This window comes from Kitasatospora sp. NPDC093679, assembly GCF_040683455.1.
GTDB classification, from domain to species: Bacteria; Actinomycetota; Actinomycetes; order Streptomycetales; family Streptomycetaceae; genus Kitasatospora; species Kitasatospora arboriphila.
The window spans coordinates 33,546-56,437 of record NZ_JBFBDW010000041.1; the positions used below are offsets into that span (position 1 = coordinate 33,546).

Genomic DNA, 22,892 nt, shown 5'->3' on the forward strand with positions numbered 1-22,892 from the left:
CCGTCGGCGCCGGCGTCCCCCACCCTCCGGAAGCACCCATGAGCCAACGCCGCAGCGCGACCCGGCAGAAGCTGTACGAGGCCGCCGTCACCCTCATCGCCGAGAAGGGCTTCTCCGCCACCACCGTCGACGAGATCGCCGAACGCGCCCAGGTGGCCAAGGGCACCGTCTACTACAACTTCGCCAGCAAGACCGAGCTGTTCGAGGGCCTGCTCAAGCACGGCACCGGGCTGCTCACCGACTCGCTGCGGGAGGCCGCCGAGGGCAGACCGCCGATGGAGGGCCTCGACGCGATGATCCGGGCCGGCCTGGTCTTCATCGCCGCCTACCCGTCCTTCGCGCAGCTGTTCGTCGCCGAGACCTGGCGCACCAACCGGGCCTGGCACGAGTCGCTGCGGATGATGCGCGACAGCGCCGTCGCCGTGGTCGCCGCGGTGCTCGACGAGGCCGTCGGCGAGGGCCTGCTCTCGGACGACCTGGACACCCAGCTGATCGCCTCGGCGCTGTTCGGCATGGTGCTGGTGGTCGCCCTCGACTGGCTGGCCTTCCAGCCCGACCGCAGCCTCGACGACGTGCACGCCGCCCTGGTGCGCCTCGTCCACGGCCGCATCACCCCGGCCTAGGGCGGCCTCCAAGGGGCGTACGGGATGCCACACAGGGGCGCGTGGGGGCACCTCCCCCCACGCGCCCCTGAATCGACCGTCCGAGCGTCAGCCGATCCGTACCGGCAGCTTCCGCACGCTGTTGGAGACGAACGAGGCGATCGGCTCGGGGGCCGGTCCGTCCGCCGCCACCAGGGTCGGGTAGCGGCCGAACAGCCCGCGCAGGGCAGTCTCCGCCTCCAGCCGGGCCAGCCCGGCGCCCAGGCAGAAGTGCGGCCCGTGCCCGAAGGACAGGTGCCGGGACGGCGCCCGGGTGACGTCGAACCGGTCCGCCTCCGGGTGGTGCCCCGAGTCCCGCCCGGCGGCCGCGTACGAGGCCAGCAGCGCCTCGCCGCGGCGGATCAGCACCCCGCCGACCTCGATGTCCTCGGCCGCGTAGCGCAGCGGGAACTGGCCGACCGGCGAGTCGTACCGCAACGTCTCCTCGACCACCGCCGACCAGGTGGCCTTCCCGTCCAGCACCAGCCGCAGCTGGTCCGGGTGGGCCAGCAGCGCCCGCACCGCGTTGGTGATCAGGTTCAGCGTGGTCTCGTGCCCCGCGACCAGCATCAGCAGCAGGGTGCCCACCAGCTCCTGCTCGGAGAGCCGGTCGCCCTCCTCGCGGGCGGCGATGAGGTCGGTGGTGAGGTCGTCGCCCGGCTTCTCCCGCTTGGCGGCGATCACCGAGCCGAGCAGCGCGAACAGGCCCTGCTGGGCGGCGATCGCGGCCTGCGGGGTCGCCGAGCTGGACACCAGGGTGTCGGACAGCTCGTGCAGCTCGTCCTGCTGCGTCACGTCCAGGCCGAGGAGTTCACCGATGACCTGCATCGGCAGCGGGTAGGCGAAGTGCTCCCGAAGGTCGAACTCGCCCTCCAGGCCGGCCAGTCCGTCGAGCAGCCGCTCGGCACGGGCCTCGACCGCGGGCGCCAGCTCGGCGATCCGGCGCGGGGTGAACGCCTGGGTGACCAGGCCGCGCAGCCGGCGGTGGTCGGCGCCGTCCGCGGTGACCATGCCGGGCACCGTGACGAAGTTCAGCAGCGGCCAGCCCTCGGGCAGCCGGCCCTCGCGGAAGGTCGTCCACAGCTGCGCGTTCTTGCCGACCCGCGGGTCAGCGAGCAGCTCCTGCAGGGTGTCGTGGTGGGTTATCGCCCAGACCACCACCCCGCCAGGGAGTTCCACCAGGACCGCCGGCCCGGCCTCCCGGAGCCGGGCGTTCTCGGTGTGCTGGTCGCGTCCAAAGGGGTCGAGTCTGACGGGGGCGGGACGGTCGGCGGTGTCCATGTCGGCCTTTCGGACGCGGCGGGGCGGGGCGGGGAGAACGCGCTGTACAGCACCGGCAGGTCGACCAGGGCGCGCGACCAGGGCGACGGCCGCCACTTCAACTCGGCCGCCGGTACCGCGAGCTGCAGGTCGGGCAGCCGGTGCAGCAGGGTCTCGACGGCGGTCTCGACGATCAGCCGGGCCGGGTGCTGGGCCGGGCAGACGTGCCGGCCGGCACCCCAGGCGAGGTGCGCCCGGTTGCCGCCGATGCCGTCCGGGCCGTGCACCGCGGGGTCCGCGTTCGCCCCGGCGAGGCCGAGCACCAGCATGTCGCCGGCGCTGATGTACTGGCCGCCGAGCACGGTGTCGCCGGTCGCCCACCGGCCGGGGAAGTTCTGCGTCGGCGGGTCCCGCCAGAGCACCTCGTCCAGGGCGTCCGAGACGCTGAGGCGCCCGCCGGTCAGCGTGGAGCGGAAGCGGCGGTCGGTCAGCAGCAGCCGCAGCGCGTTGCCCGTCCAGTTGATGGTCGTCTCGTTGCCCGCGACGAGGATCACCACCAGGTGGTGCACCGCCTCCTCGTCGGTCAGGCCCGCCTGGTGCGCCAGCAGCCAGGAGGTGAGGTCGGCGCCGGGCTGCTCGCGGCGGCGCCGCACCAGGTCGACCAGGATCGCCTGGAACTCGGCGTTGGCCCGCACCGACTTCTCACTGCTGTCCACGAAGTGGCTGATCAGCTCGATCAGGTGGGGGCCGGCCTCGGCGGGCAGGCCGAGCAGCTGGGTGAAGACCAGCAGCGGAAGCCGTCGGGCGTACTGGGCGATCAGGTCGGCGGTGCCGTCCGGGCCCCAGCCGTCGATCAGCGCGTTGGCCGCCGCCTCGGTGGTGGTGCGCAGCTGCCGGTGGTCGATCCTCGACAGCGTGTCGGCGACGGCCGAACGGAGCCGCTGGTGCTCGGCGCCGTCCAGGTTGAGCAGGGTGGGCCGCCAGGCGGTCATCGGCAGCAGCCGGGAGTCGGCGGCCAGCCGGCCCTCCCGGGCGACCCGCCAGCGCCGCGAGTCCTTGGAGAACAGCGCCTCGTTGCGGGTGAGTTCGAGCAGCTCGGGGTAGCCGAGGACGAGCCAGGCCTCGACGCCCGGCTCCAGCTCGATCGGGGCGACCGGCCCGTACTGCTCGCGGAGCCGGGCGTACAGGCCGTGCGGGTCGTCGGAGACCGCCGGGCCGTACAGCGGCGCGGGGCGGCCGCCGCCGGCCCGGTGCATCGGGCAGCCGGGCGGCGGCACCGGGCCGGTCTCCGGCAGGGGGCTGGTCATGGCTGGAGCTCCAGTACGGCGGTGGCGTGCAGATGGGCGACGAAGTCGATCAGCACGTCGTAGGCGGCCTGCCGGTCGCGGGCGTCGCAGTGCAGGATCGGCACGTCGGGCAGCAGGTCGAGCGCGTCGCGCAGCTCCTGCTCGGAGTGGCGCACGGTGTCCGGGAAGACGTTGACCGCCACCGCGAACGGGATGCCCTGCTCCTCCAGTTGGCCGAGCACGTCGAAGCTCTCGCCGATCCGGCGGGTGTCCACCAGGGCGATCGCGCCGAGCGCACCGCGCGAGAGGTCCTCCCACAGCGGCCAGAAGCGCTGCTGGCCCGGGGTGCCGAAGAGGTAGAGCGCGAGCTGCGGGTTGAGGGTGATCCGGCCGAAGTCGAGGGCGACGGTGGTGGTGGTCTTGCCCGTCCGGCCGGTGAGGTCGTCGATGCCGACGCCGGCCGCGGTCATGGTCTCCTCGGTGCGCAGCGGCGCGATCTCGCTGAGCGACCCGACGAGGGTGGTCTTGCCGACGCCGAAGGGCCCGGTGACGAGGACCTTGACGGCGCCCTGCACGGTGGAGGGCAGATAGGACGGCTCAGCGGAGTTGGCGGAGGCCAACGAGTACCTCCTCGAGGAGCGACGTGGGCAGGCGGTCGGCCTGCGGGACGTCCGGCGACCGGTGGACGGCGGTGGCCGGGGGCAGGACCTGGACGGCGCCGAGGTCCCAGAGATCACCGACCAGCACCTTCACCACGCTGAGCGGCAGGTGCAGGTGGGCGGCGATCTCGGCGATCGCGAGCAACCGCCCGCAGAGCGCCAGGATGCGCTGGTGTTCCCGGTTGAGCTCGGCCTCGCCGAGGTCCGCCCCGGGCACGGTGGAGACCAGGCTCTCCAGTGCCAGGACGTTCCGGCTGGGCCGGCTCCGGCCGCCCGTGATCACGTACGGCCGGACCGGGCCGCTCACCGCGCGTCCCCGGCCGCCTGCTCGATCCGGGGCGGACTGGTCAGGTGGGTGCCGATCCGCTCGACCAGCACCTGCATCTGATAGGCCACCAGCCCGGCGTCGACCGCCTCGCCGGTCACCACCGCGAGATGCGCGCCGGCCCCGGCGGCGACGATGAACAGGTAGCCGCCGCCGTACTCGACGACGATCTGCCGGGTCGCACTGCCCGGTCCGCCGAAGCCCTGCGCCACGCCGCGGGCGAGCGACTGCAGCCCGGAGCAGGCGGCGGCGAGCCGTTCGGCGTCGTCGCGGCCGATCTTGGCACTGCGGCCGATCTCCAGCCCGTCGTTGGAGACGACGACGGCGTGCCGCACCTCCGGCACGGCGACGATGTCCGCGAGAAGCCAGCCGAGATCAGGATTGGTGGTCATAGAACTCTCCTGCGCGCAGGGGGTGTTGGGGGGAGGCGGGAAGCGTCCCGGCCGGCCCGGGGGCGGGCTCGGCCGGAGTGCCGTGCTGCTGGTCCTGCTGGTCCTGCTGGTGCTGCTGGTCCTGGGCGGTGCGGCCGGTGGCCGACCGGCCGCTGGCGGTGCCGGCCTGGAAGAGCGCCATGAAGGCCTGCGCCTCCCGGGCGGAACGCTGCGGCACCGCGGCGGCGGGCTGCTCGGTGGCGTGCCGTCCGGGCGCGGGGGCGGCCCGGCGGCGGTTGGTGCGGCGCGGGAGCGCGCCCTCCGCGGGCGCGGCCTGCGGTGCCGCGGCGGCCGGTGCCGCGGCGGGGGCCGCGGGCGACAGCGGCGCCGCCGGGGCCGAGGGGACGGCGGACGGGACGGGCGCGGCGGACGGGACGGCCGGAGCGTGCGGCAGCGGCTCGGTGAGCAGCGCGTTCGGCAGCAGCAGGACCACCCGCACACCGCCGTACGGCGAGGGCGCGGAGCTGAGCGTGACCCGGAACCCGTACTGCTCGGCCAGCCGGCCGACCGCGGCGAGGCCCAGCTGCGGCACCTCGCCGAGCCGGGACACCTCCAGCCCGCCGCCGCCGGCCAACGCCGCGGCGGCCTTCTCCACCGCGCCCTCGGGCATGCCGACACCGGCGTCGTCGATCTCGATCACGGCGCCGTTGTGCACCGGCATCAGCGTGACGAACACCTGCGTGCTGGGCGGCGAGTAGCGGGTGGCGTTGTCCAGCAGCTCGGCGACCGCGTGGATCAGCGCCTCCGCGGCGGCGCCCACCACCGCGGTCTCCAACCGGCTGCGGACGACGACCCGCTGAAACGGCAGGATGCGCGACTGCGCACCGCGGACGACGTCCTCCAGCGCGACCGGCTCGGGCCAGTGCCGGCCGGCCCGGGCCCCGCACAGCACCGCCAGCGTCTGGGCGAGCCGGGCCTGTTGGGCGGCGGCGTGGTCGGCCTTGAGCAGCCCCTCCAGCAGCACCGGGTCGTCGTGGTTGCGCTCCATCTCGTCCAGCCCGGCCTGCTGGTCGTGGGCCATCACCAGGATCCGGCGGGCGACGCTGAGGAAGGCGCGCTGGGTGCCGGCGGTCAGCTCCTGCTCGCGCTGGACGGCCGCGCTCTCGGCGCTGCGTCGGGCCAGCTCACCGGCCAACCGGCCGCGCAGGGAGTCGAGTTCGTGCTGCTGCTCGTCGAGCCGGCGGCGCAGGGTGCGGGTGACGGCCCGGTACCTCGCGGCGGTCAGGACCGCGGGGACGGCGAGGACAACGGCTGCCGCTGCGCACCACTGAGACATCGTCACGCGGCGAATTCTAGGATGATGATCCTACGTATGTGTGAACAGATCGCCAGAACGGTGATCTGAACGCGTCAATCAAGCGGAATGCCGCACGCCGACGCGTCGATCCTCACTGGCCGTCGACCTCGCCGTAGGACTCCTGGGCCCGTGCCGGGACGGGACGCAGCGTGCGCAGCCCGCGGGCCACCGCGAACGCACGGCGCAGCGCGGAGACCGGACCGGTGCCGGGACCGGCCGCCGGCGGGACGAACGGCGACTCGGCCGGCGGGCGCTGGCCGGGGATGAGCCGGGTGGCGGGCGCGGTGCTGCGAGCCGTCTTGGTCATCTCTCCACGTCCTCCGTGTTCCTGCCGGGTGCCGCCGGACCGGGGCCGGTGCGGGCCGTCCACTTCCAGACCTACCCCGCCGGGCGGCGTCCGGTGTCCCGATTCGGTGACGATGCCCTGCCGTCGCGGGCCGGCCGCGGTCACGGGGCGTGCTCCACGGCGATCATCGTGCCCTGGAGCAGCGCGACCTCCTTGCCGGGGACGCCGCCGGTGATCGAACGGACCTCGGCACCGACCACGGTGACGGTCCGTCCGCTGCGGACGACCGTGCCGGTGGCCCGCAGCCGCTCGCCCACCCCGGGGCTGAGCAGGTTGAGCTTGAACTCCACGCTGAGCACGTCCTTGCCCTCGGGCATCAGGGAGAGCGCGGCCGCCCCGGCCGCCGCGTCGGCGAGCGTGGAGATGGCGCCGGCGTGCACGAAGCCGTTCTGCTGGGTCACCGCGGGCCGCACGGGCAGGTCGAGGACCACCCGGCCGCGGGCCAGCTCGACGATCTCCACCCCCAGGGTCGCCAGCATCGGCTGGCCGTCGAGGTTGCTGCGGAGGCGGTCGGTGAGGGTGTCCATGGCGCGGTCCTGGTGCGGGGGCGGAGTGCCCCAGAACCATCCGCCGCCGACCCGCCCCGCGTCAACCCGGTCGGGGCTGTGCCGCCCGGCACACCGCCCGCCCGGCCCGGCACACCGCCCGCCCGGCCCGGCACACCGCCCGCCCGGCCCGGCACACCGCCCGCCCGGCCCGGCACACCGCCCGCCCGGCCCGGTGCACCGCCCCGGACAGCACGGAGGCCCGCGCCGGTCGGCGCGGGCCCGTGGGGAGCGGGGGTGGGCGGCGGCGGGCCGCCCGGGCTCAGGCGAGGTCGGCGTCCTCGGCGGCCTGCTCGGCGGCGGCGGTGTCCGGGAGCTCGGTGCCGGTGACCGTCCTGGCGTCACCGGTGCGGTGCTGCGGCCCGTCGGCGTGGGCGCTCGGGGCGGTCAGCGAGGCGACGACGCCGACGGCGAGCGAGGCAAAGGCGAGCATGCTGCGCTTCTTCATGCCCTGCACAACGCGCGGGACGCCGCCGGGTCACGGGCGGTTCAGCGCGGCCAGTCGCGCAGGCCCGCGACCAGCACCCCGGTGAGCCGCTGCCGGGTGGTCGCGACGTCCTCGGCCAGCCGGAACCCGCCGGCGGTGCTCAGCGAGGCGAAGCCGTGCGCCGCGGCACGGACCGTCCGGGTGGCGTGGATCAGCTCGGAGCCGGCCAGCCCGTACCCGCGCAGCACCGCCAGGATCACCTCGACCAGCCGGCCGGCCGCCGCGGTCGACGCCGGGTCGTCCTGCGGCGCCTGCGGCAGGGCCGCGTAGCGCGACGGGTACTGCACCGCGTAGTCGACGTAGGCGTCGATCAGCGCCGCGAGCGCCTCGTCGCCGCCGCGGCCGAGCACCGCCCGGGACAGCCGTTCGGTCAGCTCGTCGGTGACCCGGACGGCGATCAGCCGGCGCAGTTCGGCGAGGCCGCCGGTGACGTGCTTGTAGAGCGAGGGGGTGGCCACCCCGGCCCGGCCGGCGACCGCGGCCAGGGTGAGGGTCTCCGGGCCCTGCTCGTCGACGAGTTCCAGCGCGCGGTCGACGACGGCGGCGGGGGTCAGTCCGGCCCGGGGCATCAGGCGACCTCGTTCACTTCGGCCAGGAAGGGCAGCAGGGCGTCGGCGGTGGCCTGCGGGTACCCGGCCATCGGGTAGTGGCCGCCGCCCTCGATGATCACCATACGCCCGCGCAGCGCCGAGGCCTGCCGCTCGGCGAGCGCCGCCGGGTCGGGGAAGTCCGGGTCCCGGCTGCCCATGACGACCAGCGCCGGGCACCGCACGTCCGCGCCCCAGCCGGTCGGCGCGGAGTCGCCGCGGACGTAGCCGCGGACCGCCCGGCGGCGTCCCGGCTGCTTCAGCGCGGCGACCAGCCGGGCCCGCTGGGCGTCGAAGTCCGTGGGCCGCGCGGTCGGGAAGTAGAACTTCTGCGCGGCGCCCCACAGCCCGGGGAACCAGGTGACGGCCGGGCCGAGCAGGCCGACCACGGCCTTCTGCAGCAGGTTCGGCGGGAAGTTCTCGAAGAAGGCGTCGACCAGGACGATCCCGGCGACCCGCTCCGGTGCGTCCGCGGCGACCCGGACGACGGTGGCGCCGGTGTACGAGCTGCCCACCAGGACGGCGCGGTCGATGCCCAGGTGGTCGAGCAGGGCGCGGACGTCGCCGGCGATCGCGGTCGGCGAGTAGTCGTCCCACGCGGTCGAGGACTCGCCCATGCCGCGCAGGTCCATGGTGACCACCCGGTGTCCGGCGGCGGTGAGCAGCGGGTGCAGGTGCCGGTAGGCCGACCGCAGGTCGAGCATCCCGGGCAGCAGGACGACGGGGGTGCCGGTGCCCTGCTCGGTGTCGTCGTACGCCAGGCGGCCGCCGGGGACGTCCAGGTGGCGGGTCTGCGGGGCGTGCTGGGTGTCGTTCACGGCCGGCCTCCTTGGCCTCGCTGACGCGGCTGATTGCCCGTAGCCATAAAGCTACGGCTAATAGCCTTAGCCGTCAAGGGCGGCGCGGCGGCGCGTGCCGGCTGCGGTAGCTTTCGGCGGGGCCGCGGGGCCGCGGGGCCGCGGGACCGAGAGGCCGAGAGGCCGAGAGGCCGAGAGACCGAGAGACCGGAGACGTCATGCCCCTCATCACCGTCAAGCAGCTGGCCGGCCGCACCGAGGAGCAGCGCGCCGAGATCGCCCGCGAACTCACCGCCGCCTACGCCCGGGCGACCGACATGGACCCGGAGAAGGTCTGGGTCGTCGTCGAGGAGATCCCGGCCGAGAACTGGGCGGCCGGCGGCGAGACCTTCGCCGCCAAGCAGGCCCGGGCCGCCTCCGCCGGCTGACCGCCGCGGGCCGGGCCCGCGGGGGCTCAGAGGTTGTCGGCCCGGAACGGGTCGTGCTCGGCCAGCAGCTTGTCCAGCCTGGCCTGGTCCACCCGGGACACCAGCTCCCCGGCGTCCTGGCGGTCGCGGACCACCTTGGCCAGCGTGAACGAGGACGTGATCACGTACAGCAGGGCGACCGCCAGGAAGGCGCGCATCCAGGCGTCCACCGGGAGGCGGGCGATCCCGATCGCCAGGGCGGCCGTGGCGAGGGCGAAGGACAGGACGGCCTGCACGTAGTAGGCGGCCGTGGTGCGGGACTGCATCGGTGCGCTCATGCCTTGCAGGGTCCCGGAGCGGGCACCGGCCCGCATGAGTACGGATACTCACCCCGAGGGGGGTGATCACCCTCCGTCAGGGGCCGATTCACAATCTATGGCAAATCGCCCATCCTGCGCGTAGCCCTTACGAATCCACCGTCGCAGACGCTTGGAATCAAGGCGTGCCTAGCATTAACGTTTGATAACGCAGCGCGGTCGGCAACGCCGTACCGACACGGCACCGTGCGCGTGTCGCTCAATCCCGCGGCTGCCTTCGCCGGTGGTCACGGGAGCCGGGGAACCACCTTCCTTGGGGTGAATCGGCCGGGCCGGTGGCCCAGCCGTAGGAGACCTTCCTGCTCCGAACCCGTCAGCTAACCCGGTCGGCGAGGGAAGGAAAGGAGTGCGCCCCCGTGGCGTCGACGCACTCGGCGGACTCCGCCGCCGCAGCCACCCGGCTCCTCGACCACCCCTGGGAGCAGGCCGACCAGGCCCGCCACCGGATGCCCCGGCAGACCAGGGGCGGCAGCCCGCTGCTGGGCGTCACCGCCACCGTGGCCGCCACCCTCGGCGCCGCCGGCATGACAGCGGCCGCCGCCGGCCCGGCCGCCGCGGCCGAACCCGCCGTGAGCGCGCCCGACCAGGCCGCCGACTCCGCCGACCCGGGCCTCGCCCTCTTCGCCCGCATCCAGCAGCAGGCCGACCACCGCACCGCCGCCGACGAGGCCGCCCGCCTCGCCGCCGCGCAGGAGGCCGAGGCCCGCCGCGCCGCCCAGGCCGCCGTCGAGGCCACCGCCCTCGCCCTGCCGACCAGCGGCTACACCCTCGGCGCCCAGTACGGCCCCAGCGGCCACTGGGCCCACCTGCACACCGGCCTCGACTTCCAGGCCGCCACCGGCACCCCGGTCACCGCCGTCGGCAGCGGCACCGTCACCTCGGCCGGCTGGGCCGGCTCCTACGGCTACCGGATCGTCGAGACCCTGCCCGACGGCACCGAGGTCTGGTACTGCCACCTCAACCGGCTCGCGGTCACCGACGGCCCGGTCGAGCGCGGCACCGTCCTCGGCACGGTCGGCGCCACCGGCAGCGTCACCACCCCCCGCCTCCACCTCGAGGTCCGCCCCGCCGGCGGTGCCCCCGTCGACCCTCTCGGCTGGCTCCGCTCCCACGGCGTCCAGCCCTGAGAAGTCCCCCCACGCGCCCCTGGGGCGCTGCCCCTGCTTCGCCTACTCCTCGTGGCCTTCCTGGCGGGCTGCCGCGTAGGCCTCCAGTTCGGCGGTGCCGGGTTCGGGGGCCAGGTCGGGGTACTCGGTGAGCAGCAGGGCCGGCAGTCCCGGGACGGTCCACTGCCCGCACAGCCACAGCGCGACGTCCGCCACGACCTGCTCGAAGTCCTCGAACTCCCCCCGCAGCTCGTACGGCATCGGCTCGCCCTGCGCGGTCAGCGCCGCCAGGTTCCGGTAGCTGCGCTGCATCAGCCCGTACTCCAGCAGCCGCCGCGCCCCGTCCGTCGCCATGCCGATCGACAGCAGGTGCGCCTCGCCCCAGCCGAGTGCGGCGTCCGCCCCGGTCATCGGGTCCAGTGCGCCGCCGTCGACCAGGGCCGCGTACGCCGCCGCCCGGTCCTCGGGTTCCAGGGCGCGGAAGCCGTCCAGCCAGGCCCGCACCGCGTCGGTGTCCGCGGTGTCCACCCCGTCCGCCCGCAGCAGCAGCGTGTAGAGCCGGGGCCAGGTCAGCAGCTGCGGCCGCCGCAGCAGCGTCCCGAGCAGCTCGCCCTGCCATTCCGCCTCGGCGTGCAGCCGTTCCTGCCGCTTGGCGTTGAGCCGCCGGGCGGCCCGCTGGTGGTCGATCAGCAGCCGGACGGTCTCGCCGTACGCACCCGGGTCGCCCTCCGGCTGGACGTACAGGTGGAGCCGTTCGTGGAGCAGTTGTTCGACCACGGCGGAGCCGAGTTCGGGCCAGCCGTCGTGGAGCGGTGCGCCGCCGAGTTCCAACAGGGTCAGGACCTGCCGGGCGGCCTCCTCCGGCACCGGGGGCAGCGCCTCGGCGTCCGCCCAGGCGAGCAGGGACTCGGCACGGGTACGGGGGATGAGCTGCAGGTCTTCGTCGTCCACGCCGGTACCGTAGCCGGTGCGGGGTCCGGCACGCGGCACCCGGGCCCGCCGCGGGCCGAGGGTGCGGCCGGGCCGGCCGGGGTAGGGTCGGCGGCCATGACAGCCGAACGGGTCCGGACGGTCCGCCAGGTCCGCCTGGTGGGACCGCGCCTGGCGATCCGCGAATTCCGGCTGGACCCGGAGGACGTCCTCGCCCTGCACGCCGTCCTCGGCGACCCGGAGGCCGTCCGGCACCTCGGGTACGAGGTCTGCGACGAGGAGGAGTGCGCGGATCAGATCGAGCTCTCACTCGACGAGGCCGAGCAGGACCCGCGCACCGTCTACCGGCTCGCCGTCGCCCCGGCCGAGCGGGACGGCGGAGCCCCGCCGATCGGCCAGGCCGTCCTCGAACTCGAAGGCACCCGCGCCGCCTCCCTCGGCTGCGTGCTGCGCCGGGACACCTGGGGAAACGGCTACGCGGGCGAAGTCCTCGCGCTGCTCTGCGGGTTCGGCTTCGGGACGCTCGGTCTGCACCGGCTCGCCGCCCGGGTCGACCCGGAGAACGCCGCCTCGGTGCGGGTGCTGACCCGGGCCGGTTTCCGGCCGGAGGGCCGGATCCGGCACGACCTGCTGGTGCGCGGGGCGTGGCGGGACTCGCTGCTGTTCTCGCTGCTGGAGGACGAGTGGGTGCGGCCCGCCGCAGCACGGGGGTGGGGAGAACCCCACCCCTGAGCCGCCGGTGGGCCGGATTACCCCGGGCGCCCCGCTCCGGCACCGTGGAGTCGTCAGTCCGAACGGACACCGAGGGGCCACAGATGACCACCGCACCGCTGCACCGGACCGCCGCGCCGTACCCGGGCGCCGCGCCGTACCCGGGTGACGCGCCCGCCGGGCGCCGGCCCGGCTTCCTACGGGCGCCGTTCGCGGCCGCCACATACCGGGAGGTCGGCTTCGTCCTCACCGGTCTGCCGATCGCGATCGCGGCCTTCGTCGTCGCCGTCGCCCTGTTCTGCACCGGGCTCGGCCTGCTCGTCACCGCACTCGGCCTGCCGGTGCTGGCCCTGCTGCTCGTGCAGGCCCGGGGCTTCGGCGCGCTGGAGCGGCACCGGGCCCGCGTCCTGCTCGGCACGCCGGTCGTCGCGCCCGCGCCCGTCGTCCCGAAGCGCACAGGTTTCTGGGGCACCGTCACCGCCCGGCTCGCCGACGGCGCGGGCTGGCGTGCGGTGCTGCACCAGGTGCTGATGTTCCCCTGGGCGGTGCTGAGCTTCGCCGTCACCGTGACCTTCCTGGTGACCGGCTGGGTGGTCGCGCTGTACCCGCTCTACCACTGGGTCTTCGCCCGGTACACCGACTGGCCGGGCTACCGGGTGTACGACTTCACCACCGGCGCCGGGCGCCACCACGAGCTCTACGTCACCACCCCGGCCCAGATCGCGGGCGTCTGCGCCCTCGGCATCGTGCTGGTGCTGCTCACCCCGCAGCTGGTCCGCGGGCTCACCGTGGTCAACCGGCTCGCCGCCCGCGGTCTGCTCGGCGGCCGCTGAGCAGACTGCCCCTCAGGGTGCGGCCCCCACGCCCCCGGCAGCCCGGATGCGGGCCGCCGGGGGCGTGGTCCGATGAGGCCGTACCGTGCCCGGGCCGTCGCCCGGGTGCACCGCCCGTCCGCGGGGGAGCCGCCGTGCTGGTGACGTCCCGTCCGCTCGACGAGTACTGCGCCTCCCTCGCCCTTACCCTCAGTTCGTACCTGCTGTTCTCCTACCCGGACCGGTTCGGCCCCGACGACCAGCTGTCGGCGCTGCTCGAACCGGTCCGGGTGACCGATCCGGCCGGCGAGGTCCGCGTCCACCCGCTGCACGACGGGGAGGGCAGGCGCTCCCGGCACCTCGACGGGCTCCGGGCCGCGCTCGGCCGGCACGGGGTGGCCAGCGAGATCACCGTGCGGCGTGCGGCCGGACAGGACCGCCGGGCGCTGCGGCTGCGGTCCGTCCGCCGCCGTCAGGGAGCGGCCGGACCTTCGGGGGCCTGCACCTGAGGCGGGATCGCCGGCACCACGGCGGTCTGCGGGCTGCGGGCCGTGCCGGTGTCCCGGCCACCGCCGTCCGGGCTGCCGCCGCCGTCGGCCGCCGGGGCGGGCACCCGCCGCAGCACCTCGTCGGCGACCGCCCGCCGCCGCGAGTCCGGCGGCACGTTCCGGGTGTTGCGGACCTTGTAGGCGACGGCCGCCCGCAGCGCCGCCCGCTGCTCCGCGGTGAGTTCGGGGCCGCCGAGCATCGCCTTGGCGGCGAGCAGGGCCTGCAGCAGTTCGAAGGGCGACAGGTGCCGGTCGATCGCCGAGACGACGAGGTCCAGGTTCTCCGGGTCGGGCTTGCCTTGCAGCAGGGCGAGCGCCTGCACCCGCAGGCCCTCGACGCCGGTCTCGAAGAGATCCCGCACCTGCCGGGAGCTGAAGTTCAGCGACCGGGCGGCCAGCACCGTCTGGTTCACCGAGTCGGCGAGGGTCTGCCGGTCGGCGGCGGACAGCGCCCGGGCGAGCAGCAGCCGGGTCAGCAGCCAGCCGGCGAGGAAGCCGAGGACGGTGAAGTACACCGAGAGGGCCGCCGCGAAGCCGGCCGCTCCGGGGCCGCCGCCGACCGCCGGGGCGAGCGCCTCGCCGAGCTCCCTCAGCCGGCGCGGCAGGGTGCCGATCTGGGTGAGTCCGGCACCGAGCAGGATCTTGGTCAGCCAGTCGGAGACCTGCTCCAGATTGGTGTTGGGGGCGTAGCTCGCGGTCGAGGTCGCGGACTGGTCGTCCGGATGGGCCGCGGCCCCGCTGGTCAGCAGCTTGGGGATGCCGAAGAGGAAGCCGAGCAGGCCGCCGCCGACCGCGAACGTCGCCGCGACCACCAGGCCGCCGCCGAGCGCCCGCACCCCGTGCTCGCTCGCCAGGGCGTACAGCACCAGGCCGACCAGCCCGGCGCCGACCACCCCGGCCAGCCCGATCCGCACCGCCGGCACCGGCTGTCCGCCGCGCTCCAGCTCCACCCGAGCCACCCCCGCCCCCCGGTCCCCTGTGGTCCGCAGTGACTGTAGCGGACCGGCCGGTCACTCCGGGAGGTCGCCGCACCCGGCGGGACGCGGGCCCCGGGCGGGAGGCCCGGACCGGGCCCGGACATGCAGACGGCCCGCGGGCTGCTTCCTCGGCGCCGGTCCCGAGGGACCTGCTGCCGAGGCACCGGGGATGTACCGGTGAGCCCGCGGGCCGGGTGACTGCTTGGGTCTGCGCCTGCCGCCGGAGGCCCCTGGGGCCCCGCACACTGCACAGGCAGGGGCGGCTCTAGCGAGCAGCCACCTCACGCATCCTGGTGGTACTCAACTCAGGATCACCTCCTTTCAGTGTGCGGCCACCTTAGGCACGCGCTCCGGAGGAGGGCAATGGATTTTCCGGGTACCGCCGGTACCAGGCTGGGCGGGCTCGGAGCAGGACCGTGCGCCCCGGGCGCCGCCCGGACACGACGAAGGCCCGGCAGAAGATCTGCCGGGCCTTCGTGCTACTGAGTAGCGGGGACAGGATTTGAACCTGCGACCTCTGGGTTATGAGCCCAGCGAGCTACCGAGCTGCTCCACCCCGCGTCGGTGAACCCAACACTACGTGACGGACGCGCGGAAGGGAAATCCGTTCCCCGCGGGGGTGCCGTCCACGCCCCCGGTCACCCCGGCAGCGGAGGGCGGGCGGGTTGTCGGGCGCGCCGGGCGCGGGCCCACACCGCCAGGCAGACCAGGGCCGCGAAGGCGGGCACCATGACCAGCCCGTAGATCAGCAGGAAGCCGTCCGTGCCCAGACCCGCGGCGCCGTTCCACACCCCGTGCAGGCCGATCGCCGCGGCCAGGCCCACCGGGGCGGCGAGCCGGGAGAGCCAGCGCCGCCCGGTGGTGAGGGTGATCGCCACCCCGAGGCCGGTCAGCGCGGTGAACAGCGGGTGCGCGAAGGGCGACAGCAGCGCCCGCAGCACGAAGGTGTGCACGGTGGAGTCGAAGTCGCGCAGGGTCGGCGGCTCGCCGAGACCGATGGAGTCCAGCCGGGACTGCTGGTCGTCGGTGAAGGCGCGGCCCAGGTAGAGGGCGTTCTCGGTGAAGGCGAAGCCGCAGGCCGTGATCGCGCCGAGGACGAGGCCGGCGGCCAGCGTCCGCGGGCTGGAGCGGGCCCGCGGATGCGCCCGGTCACCCGGCGCGAGCAGCACCGGCGGGCGGAAGTAGGGCAGCGGCCGCAGGTGCGGCCGTATCCGCGGCAGCGCGCCGCGCGGGCGGCGCGGCCGGGGGACGGCGGGCACCGGCGCGGGCGGGCCGGCCGTGTGCGGCTGCTCCGGGCCGGCCTCGGCGAGCAGCGCACAGCTGTGGTCCTGCCGGCAGCTGGGCCGCCTGCGGACGGGCAGCAGCAGCAGCAGGATCGCGGCGCCCTTGCAGAGCTCCTCGATCAGCGGGGTGGCGACCTCGGCGCCGAGCGTCTCGCCGCGGCTGCTGCCCTGGTGGGCGATCAGGAAGTCGCTGGCCCACCCGTTGGCGAGCAGGGCCACCGTGGTGGCCGCGCAGGCGCCCCAGGCCAGGCAGAAGAGGGTGTGCCGCAGCGGGACGCGCGCGGTCTGGTTGAGCCAGGCCAGCGAGCCCAGCACGAAGGGCAGTGGCAGCAGGGCGAGCCCGAGCCCGACCAGCAGGCCGGTGGTGCCGGTCTGCCGCTGCACCAGGTGCAGGATCAGCACCCCGCTGCCGGCCAGCGCGAACGCGGCCAGCGAGGAGGAGAGCGCCGGGTAGTGCAGCGAGCGGTGCAGGGCCTCCAGCCGCGCCCAGTGCGGCAGCAGGCGGCGGACCGCGCCGGCCCGGGGCCCCGGAATGGTCCGGGTGCCGGCGGGGGTCGCGGGCGGTTCGTCGGCGGCAGTGCGGGCCGTGGTGCTGGGGGACGGGCTGCCGCTGGGCGGACGGCTCACCCGGAAAGCGTAGGCGACGGCTCCGCCGGAGGGGGAGCCCCCGGGACGATCCGTGTGCCCGTCATCACTGCGGGTGACGTACCGTCAGCTCCCGGTGGCGGGGTGCCGCCACCGGGTCCGGCGGGAGTCCGCCGGGTGGATCAGCGGCGCCGGAAGAGCAGGTCGTGCACGACGTGCCCCTTGGCCAGGCCCGCCCGCTCGAACTTCGTCAGCGGCCGCCAGTCCGGGCGCGGCGCGTAACCGGGCACGCTGCCCGCCGGGCGCTGCTCGGGCTCCAGCCAGCCGCTGCCGTCCCCCTCGGGGTGGAGGTTCTCCAGCTCGTCCGAGGCGGAGAGCACGTCCAGCATCTGCTCCGCGTAGTGCTCCCAGTCGGTGGCGCAGTGCACCAGCGCGCCGGGCGCGAGCTTGGGCAGCACCAGCTCCAGGAAGTGCGGCTGGACCAGGCGGCGCTTGTGGTGCTTGGGCTTCGGCCACGGGTCGGCGAAGTAGACCCGCAGACCGGCCAGCGAGGCGTCGGGCAGCATGTCGCGGAGCAGGATCACCGCGTCGCCCGCGGCGAGCCGCACGTTGGGGGAGCCGTCGCGCTCCAGCATCTGCAGCAGGTTGCCGTGGCCGGGCGTGTGCACGTCGGCGGCCAGGATTCCGGACGACGGGTCGGCGGCGGCCATCGCGGCCGTGGTCTCGCCCATGCCGAAACCGATCTCCAGGGTGACCGGGAGGTCGCCGAAGAGCGCCGGCAGGTCGAGCGGGGTGCCGTCGATCGCCAGCCCGTACCGCTCCCACAGCCGGTCCAGGGCGTCCGCCTGGGCGTTGGTCATCCGGCCGCGGCGCGGCTGGAAGCTGCGGATGCGCCGCTCCCGGTGCTGTGCCTCGGTGGCCTTGTGCGGGTACATCGGCGCCGGGTACGCGGCCGGGGCGGCGGAGAGCCGGGCGGACGGGGACAGCTCGGGGCTGGGGGCGGTGGCAGTCACAATCGCCCCAGTCTACGAGGGTCCGCCGGCGTCCCGGCGTGGCCCGCGTCTCATCGCCCCGGCCCGGCCGCGTCCCGCCCGGGCGCCCCACCGCCGGCCTCCAGCGCCGCCAGCGCCCGCCGGGCCACCTCACGGCCGATCGGCAGCGAGGCGGTGGCGGCCGGCGAGGGCGCGTTCAGCACGTGCACCGCCCGGCGGGCGGAGGCCGGGTCGTCCGGGTCGAAGCCGGCGAAGGCGAAGTCGTCCAGCAACGAGCCGTCCCGGGCCACCGCCTGGGCGCGCACCCCGGCCGCCGCGGGGACGAGGTCCCCGGCGGTCACGGCGGGCAGCAGCCGCTGCACCGCGGCGGTGAACGCCTTCCGCGACAGCGAGCGGTGCAGCTCGCCGAGCTCGTACCGCCAGTGCCGCCGGACGATCCGCCAGGTGCCGGGGAAGGCCGCCGTCCCCGCGAGGTCGCGCAGCCGCACCGTGCGCCAGTCGTAGCCCTCCCGGGCCAGCGCGGGTACCGCGTTCGGGCCGACGTGCACGTCCCCGTGGACACCCCGGGTGAGGTGCACGCCAAGGAACGGGAAGGCCGGGTCCGGCACCGGGTAGACCAGGCCCCGGACGAGGCTCCGCCGGTGCTCGGCCAGCTCGTAGTACTCGCCGCGGAACGGGACGATCCGCACCCCCGGGTCGTCGCCGGCCAACCGCGCCACCCGGTCGCCGTGCAGGCCCGCGCAGTTCACCAGCACCCCGCAGCGGACCTCCCCCGTCGAGGTCTGCACCGTCACCCCGTCCGCACGGCGGGCCACCGCACGCAACTCCGTCCCGGTGTGCAGCACCGCGCCCTTCTCCCCGGCGAGCTCCGCGTACCGGCGGGCCACCGCCGGGAAGTCGCAGATGCCGGTCGTACCGACGTGCAGGCCCGCCACCCCGCGGACCTCCGGCTCGTACCCGGCGATGCCCGCCGCGTCCAGCTCGGCCACCGGGATGCCGTTGGCGCGGCCGCGCTCCGCCAGCGCGGCCAGCCGCGGCAGCTCCTCGGCCGACGTGGCGACGATCAGCTTGCCGGTGACCTCGTGCGGGATGCCCTGCTCGCGGCAGAACTCCACCATCTCCGCGGCGCCGCCGGTCGCGTACCGGGCCTTCAACGAACCCGGTCGGTAGTACACCCCGCTGTGGATCACCCCGCTGTTGCGGCCGGTCTGGTGCGCGGCGAGGGCCTGCTCCTTCTCCAGCACCGCGACCTGCACGCCGGGCTGCGCCCGGGTCAGCGCGTATGCCGTGGACAGGCCGACGATGCCGCCCCCCACCACCAGAACGTCGACGTCGTAGCGCACCTCGGCCCCTTCGCTCGGCTGCCCCCGCCGTAGCGATCGTGCCACGACGGGGGCCCACCGAGAAGGCGGCCGGGGAACCCCCGGGGGGCGCGTGGGGGCACCTCCCGGCCGAAGGCCGGGGGGAGAACTGCGCAGTCCGGGAAGGGGCATCGCGACGAATTCGGGCCGGGCCCCGGTTCGTACGGTGGCCCGCATCCGAATCGCGCAGTTCCCCGCGCCCCGTGCGGCGGCTGCCGCTAGTCCTGCTCCCAGGGCCAGTGGGCGTCGCGGCCGGCCTCCAGCAGCGGGATCAGGCGGAAGGCCGCGTCGGTCAGGCCGCCGAAGGTGTGGCGGCGGGCGCCGCCGGAGGGCGCGTGGCCCGCCCGGTAGCCGGCCAGGTTCCAGGTGTAGACCGGGACCTGCGCCGGGACCGCGGCGAGCGGGTCGCCCTGCCAACCGCCGTACGCCTGCTCGTCGGTGACGATCACCACCCGGTCGTGGCCGCGGTAGTGCTGCCGGACGGCCTTGCCGGTCTCGGTGCCGCCGAGGTTGGAGAAGCGGTCCAGCACCTTCAGCACCGCGTCGCCGCGCTGCAGCTTGATCCGGCGGCTGGTGGTGCCGAACTCGACCAGGTCGGCGTCGGCCGCGCGCAGCGCCAGCGCCGCGCCGAAGACCGCCGCCGAGTCCGCCCGGTTGAGCTGGGTCTGCGCGCTCGGCCGGTCGAACATGGAGCCGGAGCGGTCGACCAGGACGAGCGTGCGGCCCGGCAGCACCGGGACGTTGGCGAGCGAGTGGCCGAGCGCGGTCTCCAGCGCGTGGCCCCAGCGGAGCGAGGGCGCGTGCCGGTGCGCGGCGAGGTAGCGGAACGGGAACTGCTTGGACCGCTGCACCTCGCCCCGGTCGGAGATCCGCCGCGCGACCTGCTCGGCCACCGCGTCCGACACCCCGGCCTGGTCGAAGTTCCGCAGGTTGCGGACGAGGGCCATCGACCCCATCGAGGGGATGATCGCCTCCCAGACCGCCGCGTCCAGCGGGCCCTGCAGCCAGCCGGCCAGCGCCTCCCAGGTCATGCCGGCCGCGGCCAGCCGCTCCGCGCCGCCGGGGCCGGTGACGACCGCGCGCCGCTGTTCGACCGGCAGCGCGAGCAGTTCGCGGCTGGCGGTCAGCAGGGCGTCGCCGGTCGGCGGGACGGCCTCGTCGGGGCGGTGCCGGCGGTCCAGCGCGTACCGGAACAGCGGGCCCTGCCACGGCTTGTCGGGGTGCGGCGAGGGGTGGGTCAGCTCCAGCACGTCGCCGAACCGGAAACCCTTGGAGACGGTGTCGTACTTGAGCAGCGCGCGGCCGTTGTACAGCCGCCGCGTGGCGTCGGCGACACCACGCTTGAGCGGCTTCGGCAGCGCCCGGCCGTACCGGGAGGTCCAGTAGGCGAGCAGCTCGCCGGGCTCGTCGGGACGCTGCAGCACCGCGTCGACGGCCTGCCGGGAGAACCCGGGCGCCTCGGCGTCGAGCCGGGCGCGGGTGAACTCGGCGGCGCCGACCAGCGAGGCGGTGCGCATCGCGGCGCCGTACCGGAGCCAGCGCAGCAGGCCGAGCGTCCACTCCGGGTCGCTCACCGCGAGGGAGCGGACCAGGGCGGTGTACCGGTCGTCGCGGGCGCCGCCGCGCTCGTAGAAGGCGTCCTGGCCGACCAGGTTGGCGACGGCGAGCAGGAAGAGTTCGGACTTCTCGTCGCGCAGGTGGCCCACGCCGCCGGCGTGGTTGAGGGCGTGCTGCCCGGTCGTGGTCACGGGCGAGGTCGGGCCGGTCTTCGGGCGGCGGATGTTGAAGCGAGACATGGTGGTTCCCCCTGCGGGGAGGCGGAGCGGAGCCGGGGCGTCCGAGGTCGTGCCGGCCTCGCGGGCCGGCCGCGGCGGAGGTGACAGCAGGTGCTCTGTCCGCTGAGCTACCGGTCGTGCTCGCGCACGGCCGTCCGGGATTCGAACCCGGGACCGCCTGATCCCAATGAAGTAACCCCCGCCTGCGCACCGGACGCCCCGGCACGCTGCCTCCCGAGATCAAAAGTGGGTGCCGGCTCATTTCTTGGAGGAAGTAACCGGTCCTGCGCACCGGGAGGTGGCAGTCGTATGCACGTGTGGTGTCCGGAGAACAGAAGCGGCGGAGGTGACGTGTGCTGCTCTACCGACTGAGCTACACCGGCCCGAAGCCGATGACGGGACTCGAACCCGCGACCTGCCCATTAACAGTGGAAGTAACCTCTGCCTGCGCACCCGGACGAGGAAGACGTTAGCCACCGGGCGGCCCGGGGTGCATCCGAATATCCGCGGCGGCCTTCAGGTCGAGGCGGTCAGCACCAGCCGCGCCCGCTCCGTCAACTCCCGCACCCGTCGCTCGTCCTGGTAGGGCTCCAGGCGTCGCAGCAGCTCCAGGACGTACTCCCGGCTGCGCTGCGAGGAGATCCGCCCGGCCACGTCCACCGCGCGTTCGCCGGCCGCCACGGCGGCGTCCAGGTCCCCCGCCTCGGCCTCGGCCATCGCGGAGACCACCAGCCGCAACGCGTGCGAACGCACGTAGCCCTCGGTCGGCCGGGCCAGCGCCTCCCGGGTGAACTGCCGCACCTTGGACGGCATCCCGAGGTCGCGGAAGCACTCCGCGGCGTCCGCGGCCAGCCGGTCGTAGGTGTAGAAGTCGATCCAGGTCGGGTCGGCGTCCCCGGGCCGCGAGCGGTCCAGCGCCCCCTCCGCGGCGACCAGGGCCGTCGCGCAGGCCGCCGCGTTGCCGGCCCTGGCCTGCGCCCGGGCCTCCACCAGGTGGAAGAAGCTCATCGTGCGGGCCGTCGCCAGCCCCCGGTTGCGTTCCAGCGCGGCCTGCGCGAGGTCCACCGCCTCCTCGGGGAAGTTCCGGTACACCGCCTGCAGGCTCATCGACGCCAGCACGTACCCGCCGAGCGGCACGTCCCCGGCCGCCCGGGCCAGGCGCAGGGCCTGGATGTAGTACCGCTGCGCGGCCTCGTGCTGGCCGGTGTCGAAGGCCATCCAGCCGGCCAGCCGGGTCAGTTCGGCCGTGGCGCCGAACAGCGCCCGGCCCACCGCGTCGCTGTACGAGCCGAGCAGCAGCGGGGCCGCCTCCACCCGCAGGCACTCCGGCACCATCGACGAACGCCAGTCCCCGCCGCCGTACTTGGAGTCCCAGCGGCGGGCCTCCTGGGCGGCCTCGCGGAGCTTCGCCGCGTCCGAGTGGCCCACCCGGTGGCCGGAGCGGTCCGGTGCCGCGGCCTCCCGGGCGACCGAGCCGTCCGCCGGGGTGATCAGCCAGCGGGAGACCGGCGTCGCGTACGCCGAGACGGAGAAGGTGCCGGCCAGGCTGTCGCTCCACCGTCCGCCGCCGGGGCCTCTGCGCAGGTCCAGGTCGACCCGCCACAGCTCGGTCGCCGAACGGACGGCCTCCGGCACCTCGCGCGGGAACTCCAGGCCGAGTTCGGGGGTCGGCTGGGTGTCGCCGAGGCCGATCTCCTCCAACGGCACCGGGCGGCCCAGCTTGCTGCCGAGCGCGGTCGCGATCAGGTGCGGCACCGGCCGCTGCGGCACCATGCCCTTGGTGACCCACCGCGCCACCGAGGTCTTGTCGTAGCGCAGCGTCAGACCGCGCTGTGCGCCCAGGTCGTTGACCCGGCGGGCCAGTCCGGCGTTGCTGATCTGGGCGAGGGACAGGAGTGCGCCGAGCCGTTCGTTCGGCCCTCGTGAACTGGCGGTCATGGTGGCGGTGGCACCCCCTGGCGAGGTCCTGCGCGGAGGGTGGCGCGCGTATTGCGGCCACCCGCTGCACCTAGCGTAGTCGGACGGGTTCCGAGGGTTAAGAGGCCGCATTCCGGATGGCGGGATAGCGCGCACCAACGGCCTGTCGGCGACGGTCCGTCCGCCCCGCCGCGGAACGGCCCGCTCCACCGTGCTCCGGGCCGGACCCCCGTGCTCCGGTGCCGTGCCGACGTGCGCCCGCCCGTGCCCCCTGGCCGCAGCGGCAGGTGGGCGATTCGCTGGACCCCGTGGATCGGCCCGCCGTCGAGGACCCGGCGGGCCGGGGGAGACCGCTGCCGCATCCCCGCGGGCAGCGGTGGGTCCGGGAGGGCATGCGGATGCCCTCCCGGGCAGTGCGGCGCCTTTCGGCCATTCGGCAATGTCCATGCC

General features: G+C 75.2%; 25 protein-coding genes, 2 tRNA genes and 1 riboswitch. Of the genes, 6 read left to right on the top strand and 21 right to left on the bottom strand.

All coding sequences use genetic code 11. The annotated features are described in order from the left end of the window. Positions 1–38 precede the first annotated feature (38 nt). Entirely contained in the window at positions 39–623 is a 585-nt protein-coding gene (locus AB0O09_RS27645; protein WP_030271403.1) for a TetR/AcrR family transcriptional regulator, read from the top strand. An 87-nt stretch (positions 624–710) separates the two neighbouring features. Here AB0O09_RS27645 and AB0O09_RS27650 read toward each other — a convergent pair whose 3' ends face one another. From AB0O09_RS27650 to AB0O09_RS27700, 11 genes are all read right to left on the bottom strand, one after another. Further along, on the bottom strand, positions 711–1,820 hold the full coding sequence (locus AB0O09_RS27650; protein WP_344627447.1) for a cytochrome P450: 1,110 nt from the start codon (positions 1,818–1,820) through the stop codon (positions 711–713). Then, a complete protein-coding gene (locus AB0O09_RS27655; RefSeq protein ID WP_363545823.1) occupies positions 1,784–3,208 on the bottom strand; it encodes a cytochrome P450 in 1,425 nt (474 codons plus the stop codon). The genes AB0O09_RS27650 and AB0O09_RS27655 overlap by 37 nt, the downstream gene beginning before the upstream one ends. Next, positions 3,205–3,807 (bottom strand): ATP/GTP-binding protein, encoded by a 603-nt coding sequence (locus tag AB0O09_RS27660; RefSeq protein ID WP_344627445.1) that lies wholly within the window; start codon positions 3,805–3,807, stop codon positions 3,205–3,207. The genes AB0O09_RS27655 and AB0O09_RS27660 overlap by 4 nt, the downstream gene beginning before the upstream one ends. Further along, the gene (locus AB0O09_RS27665) at positions 3,785–4,153 is read right to left on the bottom strand and encodes a DUF742 domain-containing protein (RefSeq protein WP_344627444.1); all 369 of its coding nucleotides are present in this window, start codon (positions 4,151–4,153) and stop codon (positions 3,785–3,787) included. The genes AB0O09_RS27660 and AB0O09_RS27665 overlap by 23 nt, the downstream gene beginning before the upstream one ends. Further along, positions 4,150–4,563, bottom strand: a complete 414-nt coding sequence (locus tag AB0O09_RS27670) for a roadblock/LC7 domain-containing protein (RefSeq protein WP_363545825.1) — start codon at positions 4,561–4,563, stop codon at positions 4,150–4,152. The genes AB0O09_RS27665 and AB0O09_RS27670 overlap by 4 nt, the downstream gene beginning before the upstream one ends. Next, positions 4,547–5,878: a sensor histidine kinase gene (locus tag AB0O09_RS27675; RefSeq protein ID WP_363545887.1), complete on the bottom strand. Its 1,332-nt coding sequence runs from the start codon at positions 5,876–5,878 to the stop codon at positions 4,547–4,549. The genes AB0O09_RS27670 and AB0O09_RS27675 overlap by 17 nt, the downstream gene beginning before the upstream one ends. Positions 5,879–5,990: 112 nt before the next feature. Then, entirely contained in the window at positions 5,991–6,206 is a 216-nt protein-coding gene (locus tag AB0O09_RS27680; RefSeq protein ID WP_363545828.1) for a hypothetical protein, read from the bottom strand. Between the two features lie 140 nt (positions 6,207–6,346). Further along, the gene (locus tag AB0O09_RS27685) at positions 6,347–6,772 is read right to left on the bottom strand and encodes a PaaI family thioesterase (RefSeq protein ID WP_344628306.1); all 426 of its coding nucleotides are present in this window, start codon (positions 6,770–6,772) and stop codon (positions 6,347–6,349) included. Positions 6,773–7,052: 280 nt separating this feature from the next. Continuing rightward, complete coding sequence (locus AB0O09_RS27690) at positions 7,053–7,238, bottom strand: hypothetical protein (protein ID WP_030271416.1); 186 nt, start codon at positions 7,236–7,238, stop codon at positions 7,053–7,055. A gap of 41 nt (positions 7,239–7,279) precedes the next feature. Beyond that, a complete protein-coding gene (locus tag AB0O09_RS27695) occupies positions 7,280–7,846 on the bottom strand; it encodes a TetR-like C-terminal domain-containing protein (protein ID WP_363545832.1) in 567 nt (188 codons plus the stop codon). Continuing rightward, on the bottom strand, positions 7,846–8,682 hold the full coding sequence (locus tag AB0O09_RS27700) for an alpha/beta hydrolase (protein ID WP_363545835.1): 837 nt from the start codon (positions 8,680–8,682) through the stop codon (positions 7,846–7,848). The genes AB0O09_RS27695 and AB0O09_RS27700 overlap by 1 nt, the downstream gene beginning before the upstream one ends. A 197-nt stretch (positions 8,683–8,879) precedes the next feature. Here AB0O09_RS27700 and AB0O09_RS27705 point away from each other — a divergent pair, with 197 nt between their 5' ends. Further along, a complete protein-coding gene (locus AB0O09_RS27705) occupies positions 8,880–9,089 on the top strand; it encodes a 4-oxalocrotonate tautomerase family protein (RefSeq protein ID WP_363545838.1) in 210 nt (69 codons plus the stop codon). Positions 9,090–9,115: 26 nt separating this feature from the next. On the opposite strand, the gene AB0O09_RS27710 is transcribed toward AB0O09_RS27705, so the two are convergent. Then, entirely contained in the window at positions 9,116–9,406 is a 291-nt protein-coding gene (locus AB0O09_RS27710) for a YiaA/YiaB family inner membrane protein (RefSeq protein ID WP_263104195.1), read from the bottom strand. Positions 9,407–9,631: 225 nt separating this feature from the next. Then, a riboswitch (cyclic di-AMP (ydaO/yuaA leader) is annotated at positions 9,632–9,794 on the top strand. Positions 9,795–9,801: 7 nt separating this feature from the next. Here AB0O09_RS27710 and AB0O09_RS27715 point away from each other — a divergent pair. Then, complete coding sequence (locus tag AB0O09_RS27715) at positions 9,802–10,572, top strand: M23 family metallopeptidase (RefSeq protein WP_363545841.1); 771 nt, start codon at positions 9,802–9,804, stop codon at positions 10,570–10,572. A 42-nt stretch (positions 10,573–10,614) separates the two neighbouring features. Here the strand turns inward: AB0O09_RS27715 and AB0O09_RS27720 are convergent, their stop codons facing one another. After that, on the bottom strand, positions 10,615–11,502 hold the full coding sequence (locus AB0O09_RS27720; protein ID WP_363545844.1) for a hypothetical protein: 888 nt from the start codon (positions 11,500–11,502) through the stop codon (positions 10,615–10,617). A gap of 96 nt (positions 11,503–11,598) precedes the next feature. On the opposite strand from AB0O09_RS27720, the gene AB0O09_RS27725 reads away from it, so the two are divergent. The 3 genes from AB0O09_RS27725 to AB0O09_RS27735 all read left to right on the top strand — a co-directional run bounded on the left by AB0O09_RS27725 (position 11,599) and on the right by AB0O09_RS27735 (position 13,513). Further along, on the top strand, positions 11,599–12,213 hold the full coding sequence (locus AB0O09_RS27725; RefSeq protein WP_363545847.1) for a GNAT family protein: 615 nt from the start codon (positions 11,599–11,601) through the stop codon (positions 12,211–12,213). A gap of 83 nt (positions 12,214–12,296) precedes the next feature. Next, positions 12,297–13,025: a sensor domain-containing protein gene (locus AB0O09_RS27730; protein ID WP_363545850.1), complete on the top strand. Its 729-nt coding sequence runs from the start codon at positions 12,297–12,299 to the stop codon at positions 13,023–13,025. A 134-nt stretch (positions 13,026–13,159) separates the two neighbouring features. Continuing rightward, entirely contained in the window at positions 13,160–13,513 is a 354-nt protein-coding gene (locus AB0O09_RS27735) for a hypothetical protein (protein ID WP_363545853.1), read from the top strand. Here AB0O09_RS27735 and AB0O09_RS27740 read toward each other — a convergent pair. The 8 genes from AB0O09_RS27740 to AB0O09_RS27775 form a co-directional block, all read right to left on the bottom strand. After that, positions 13,477–14,502, bottom strand: a complete 1,026-nt coding sequence (locus tag AB0O09_RS27740) for a hypothetical protein (protein WP_363545856.1) — start codon at positions 14,500–14,502, stop codon at positions 13,477–13,479. The genes AB0O09_RS27735 and AB0O09_RS27740 overlap by 37 nt on opposite strands. Positions 14,503–15,016: 514 nt before the next feature. After that, positions 15,017–15,090 (bottom strand) — tRNA-Met (locus tag AB0O09_RS27745). Between the two features lie 77 nt (positions 15,091–15,167). After that, complete coding sequence (locus tag AB0O09_RS27750; protein ID WP_363545859.1) at positions 15,168–16,439, bottom strand: PrsW family intramembrane metalloprotease; 1,272 nt, start codon at positions 16,437–16,439, stop codon at positions 15,168–15,170. 140 nt (positions 16,440–16,579) lie between these two features. Further along, complete coding sequence (gene trmB / locus AB0O09_RS27755) at positions 16,580–17,410, bottom strand: tRNA (guanosine(46)-N7)-methyltransferase TrmB (protein ID WP_363545862.1); 831 nt, start codon at positions 17,408–17,410, stop codon at positions 16,580–16,582. Between the two features lie 50 nt (positions 17,411–17,460). After that, positions 17,461–18,732, bottom strand: a complete 1,272-nt coding sequence (lhgO, locus tag AB0O09_RS27760; protein WP_363545865.1) for an L-2-hydroxyglutarate oxidase — start codon at positions 18,730–18,732, stop codon at positions 17,461–17,463. A gap of 236 nt (positions 18,733–18,968) precedes the next feature. After that, positions 18,969–20,546, bottom strand: a complete 1,578-nt coding sequence (locus AB0O09_RS27765) for a TROVE domain-containing protein (protein ID WP_363545867.1) — start codon at positions 20,544–20,546, stop codon at positions 18,969–18,971. Between the two features lie 369 nt (positions 20,547–20,915). Next, positions 20,916–20,979, bottom strand: a tRNA-OTHER gene (locus AB0O09_RS27770). Positions 20,980–21,041: 62 nt separating this feature from the next. Then, positions 21,042–22,463 carry an MFS transporter gene (locus tag AB0O09_RS27775; protein WP_344628482.1) on the bottom strand — a complete coding sequence of 474 codons (1,422 nt, stop codon included), beginning with the start codon at positions 22,461–22,463 and terminating at the stop codon, positions 21,042–21,044. Positions 22,464–22,892 lie beyond the last annotated feature (429 nt).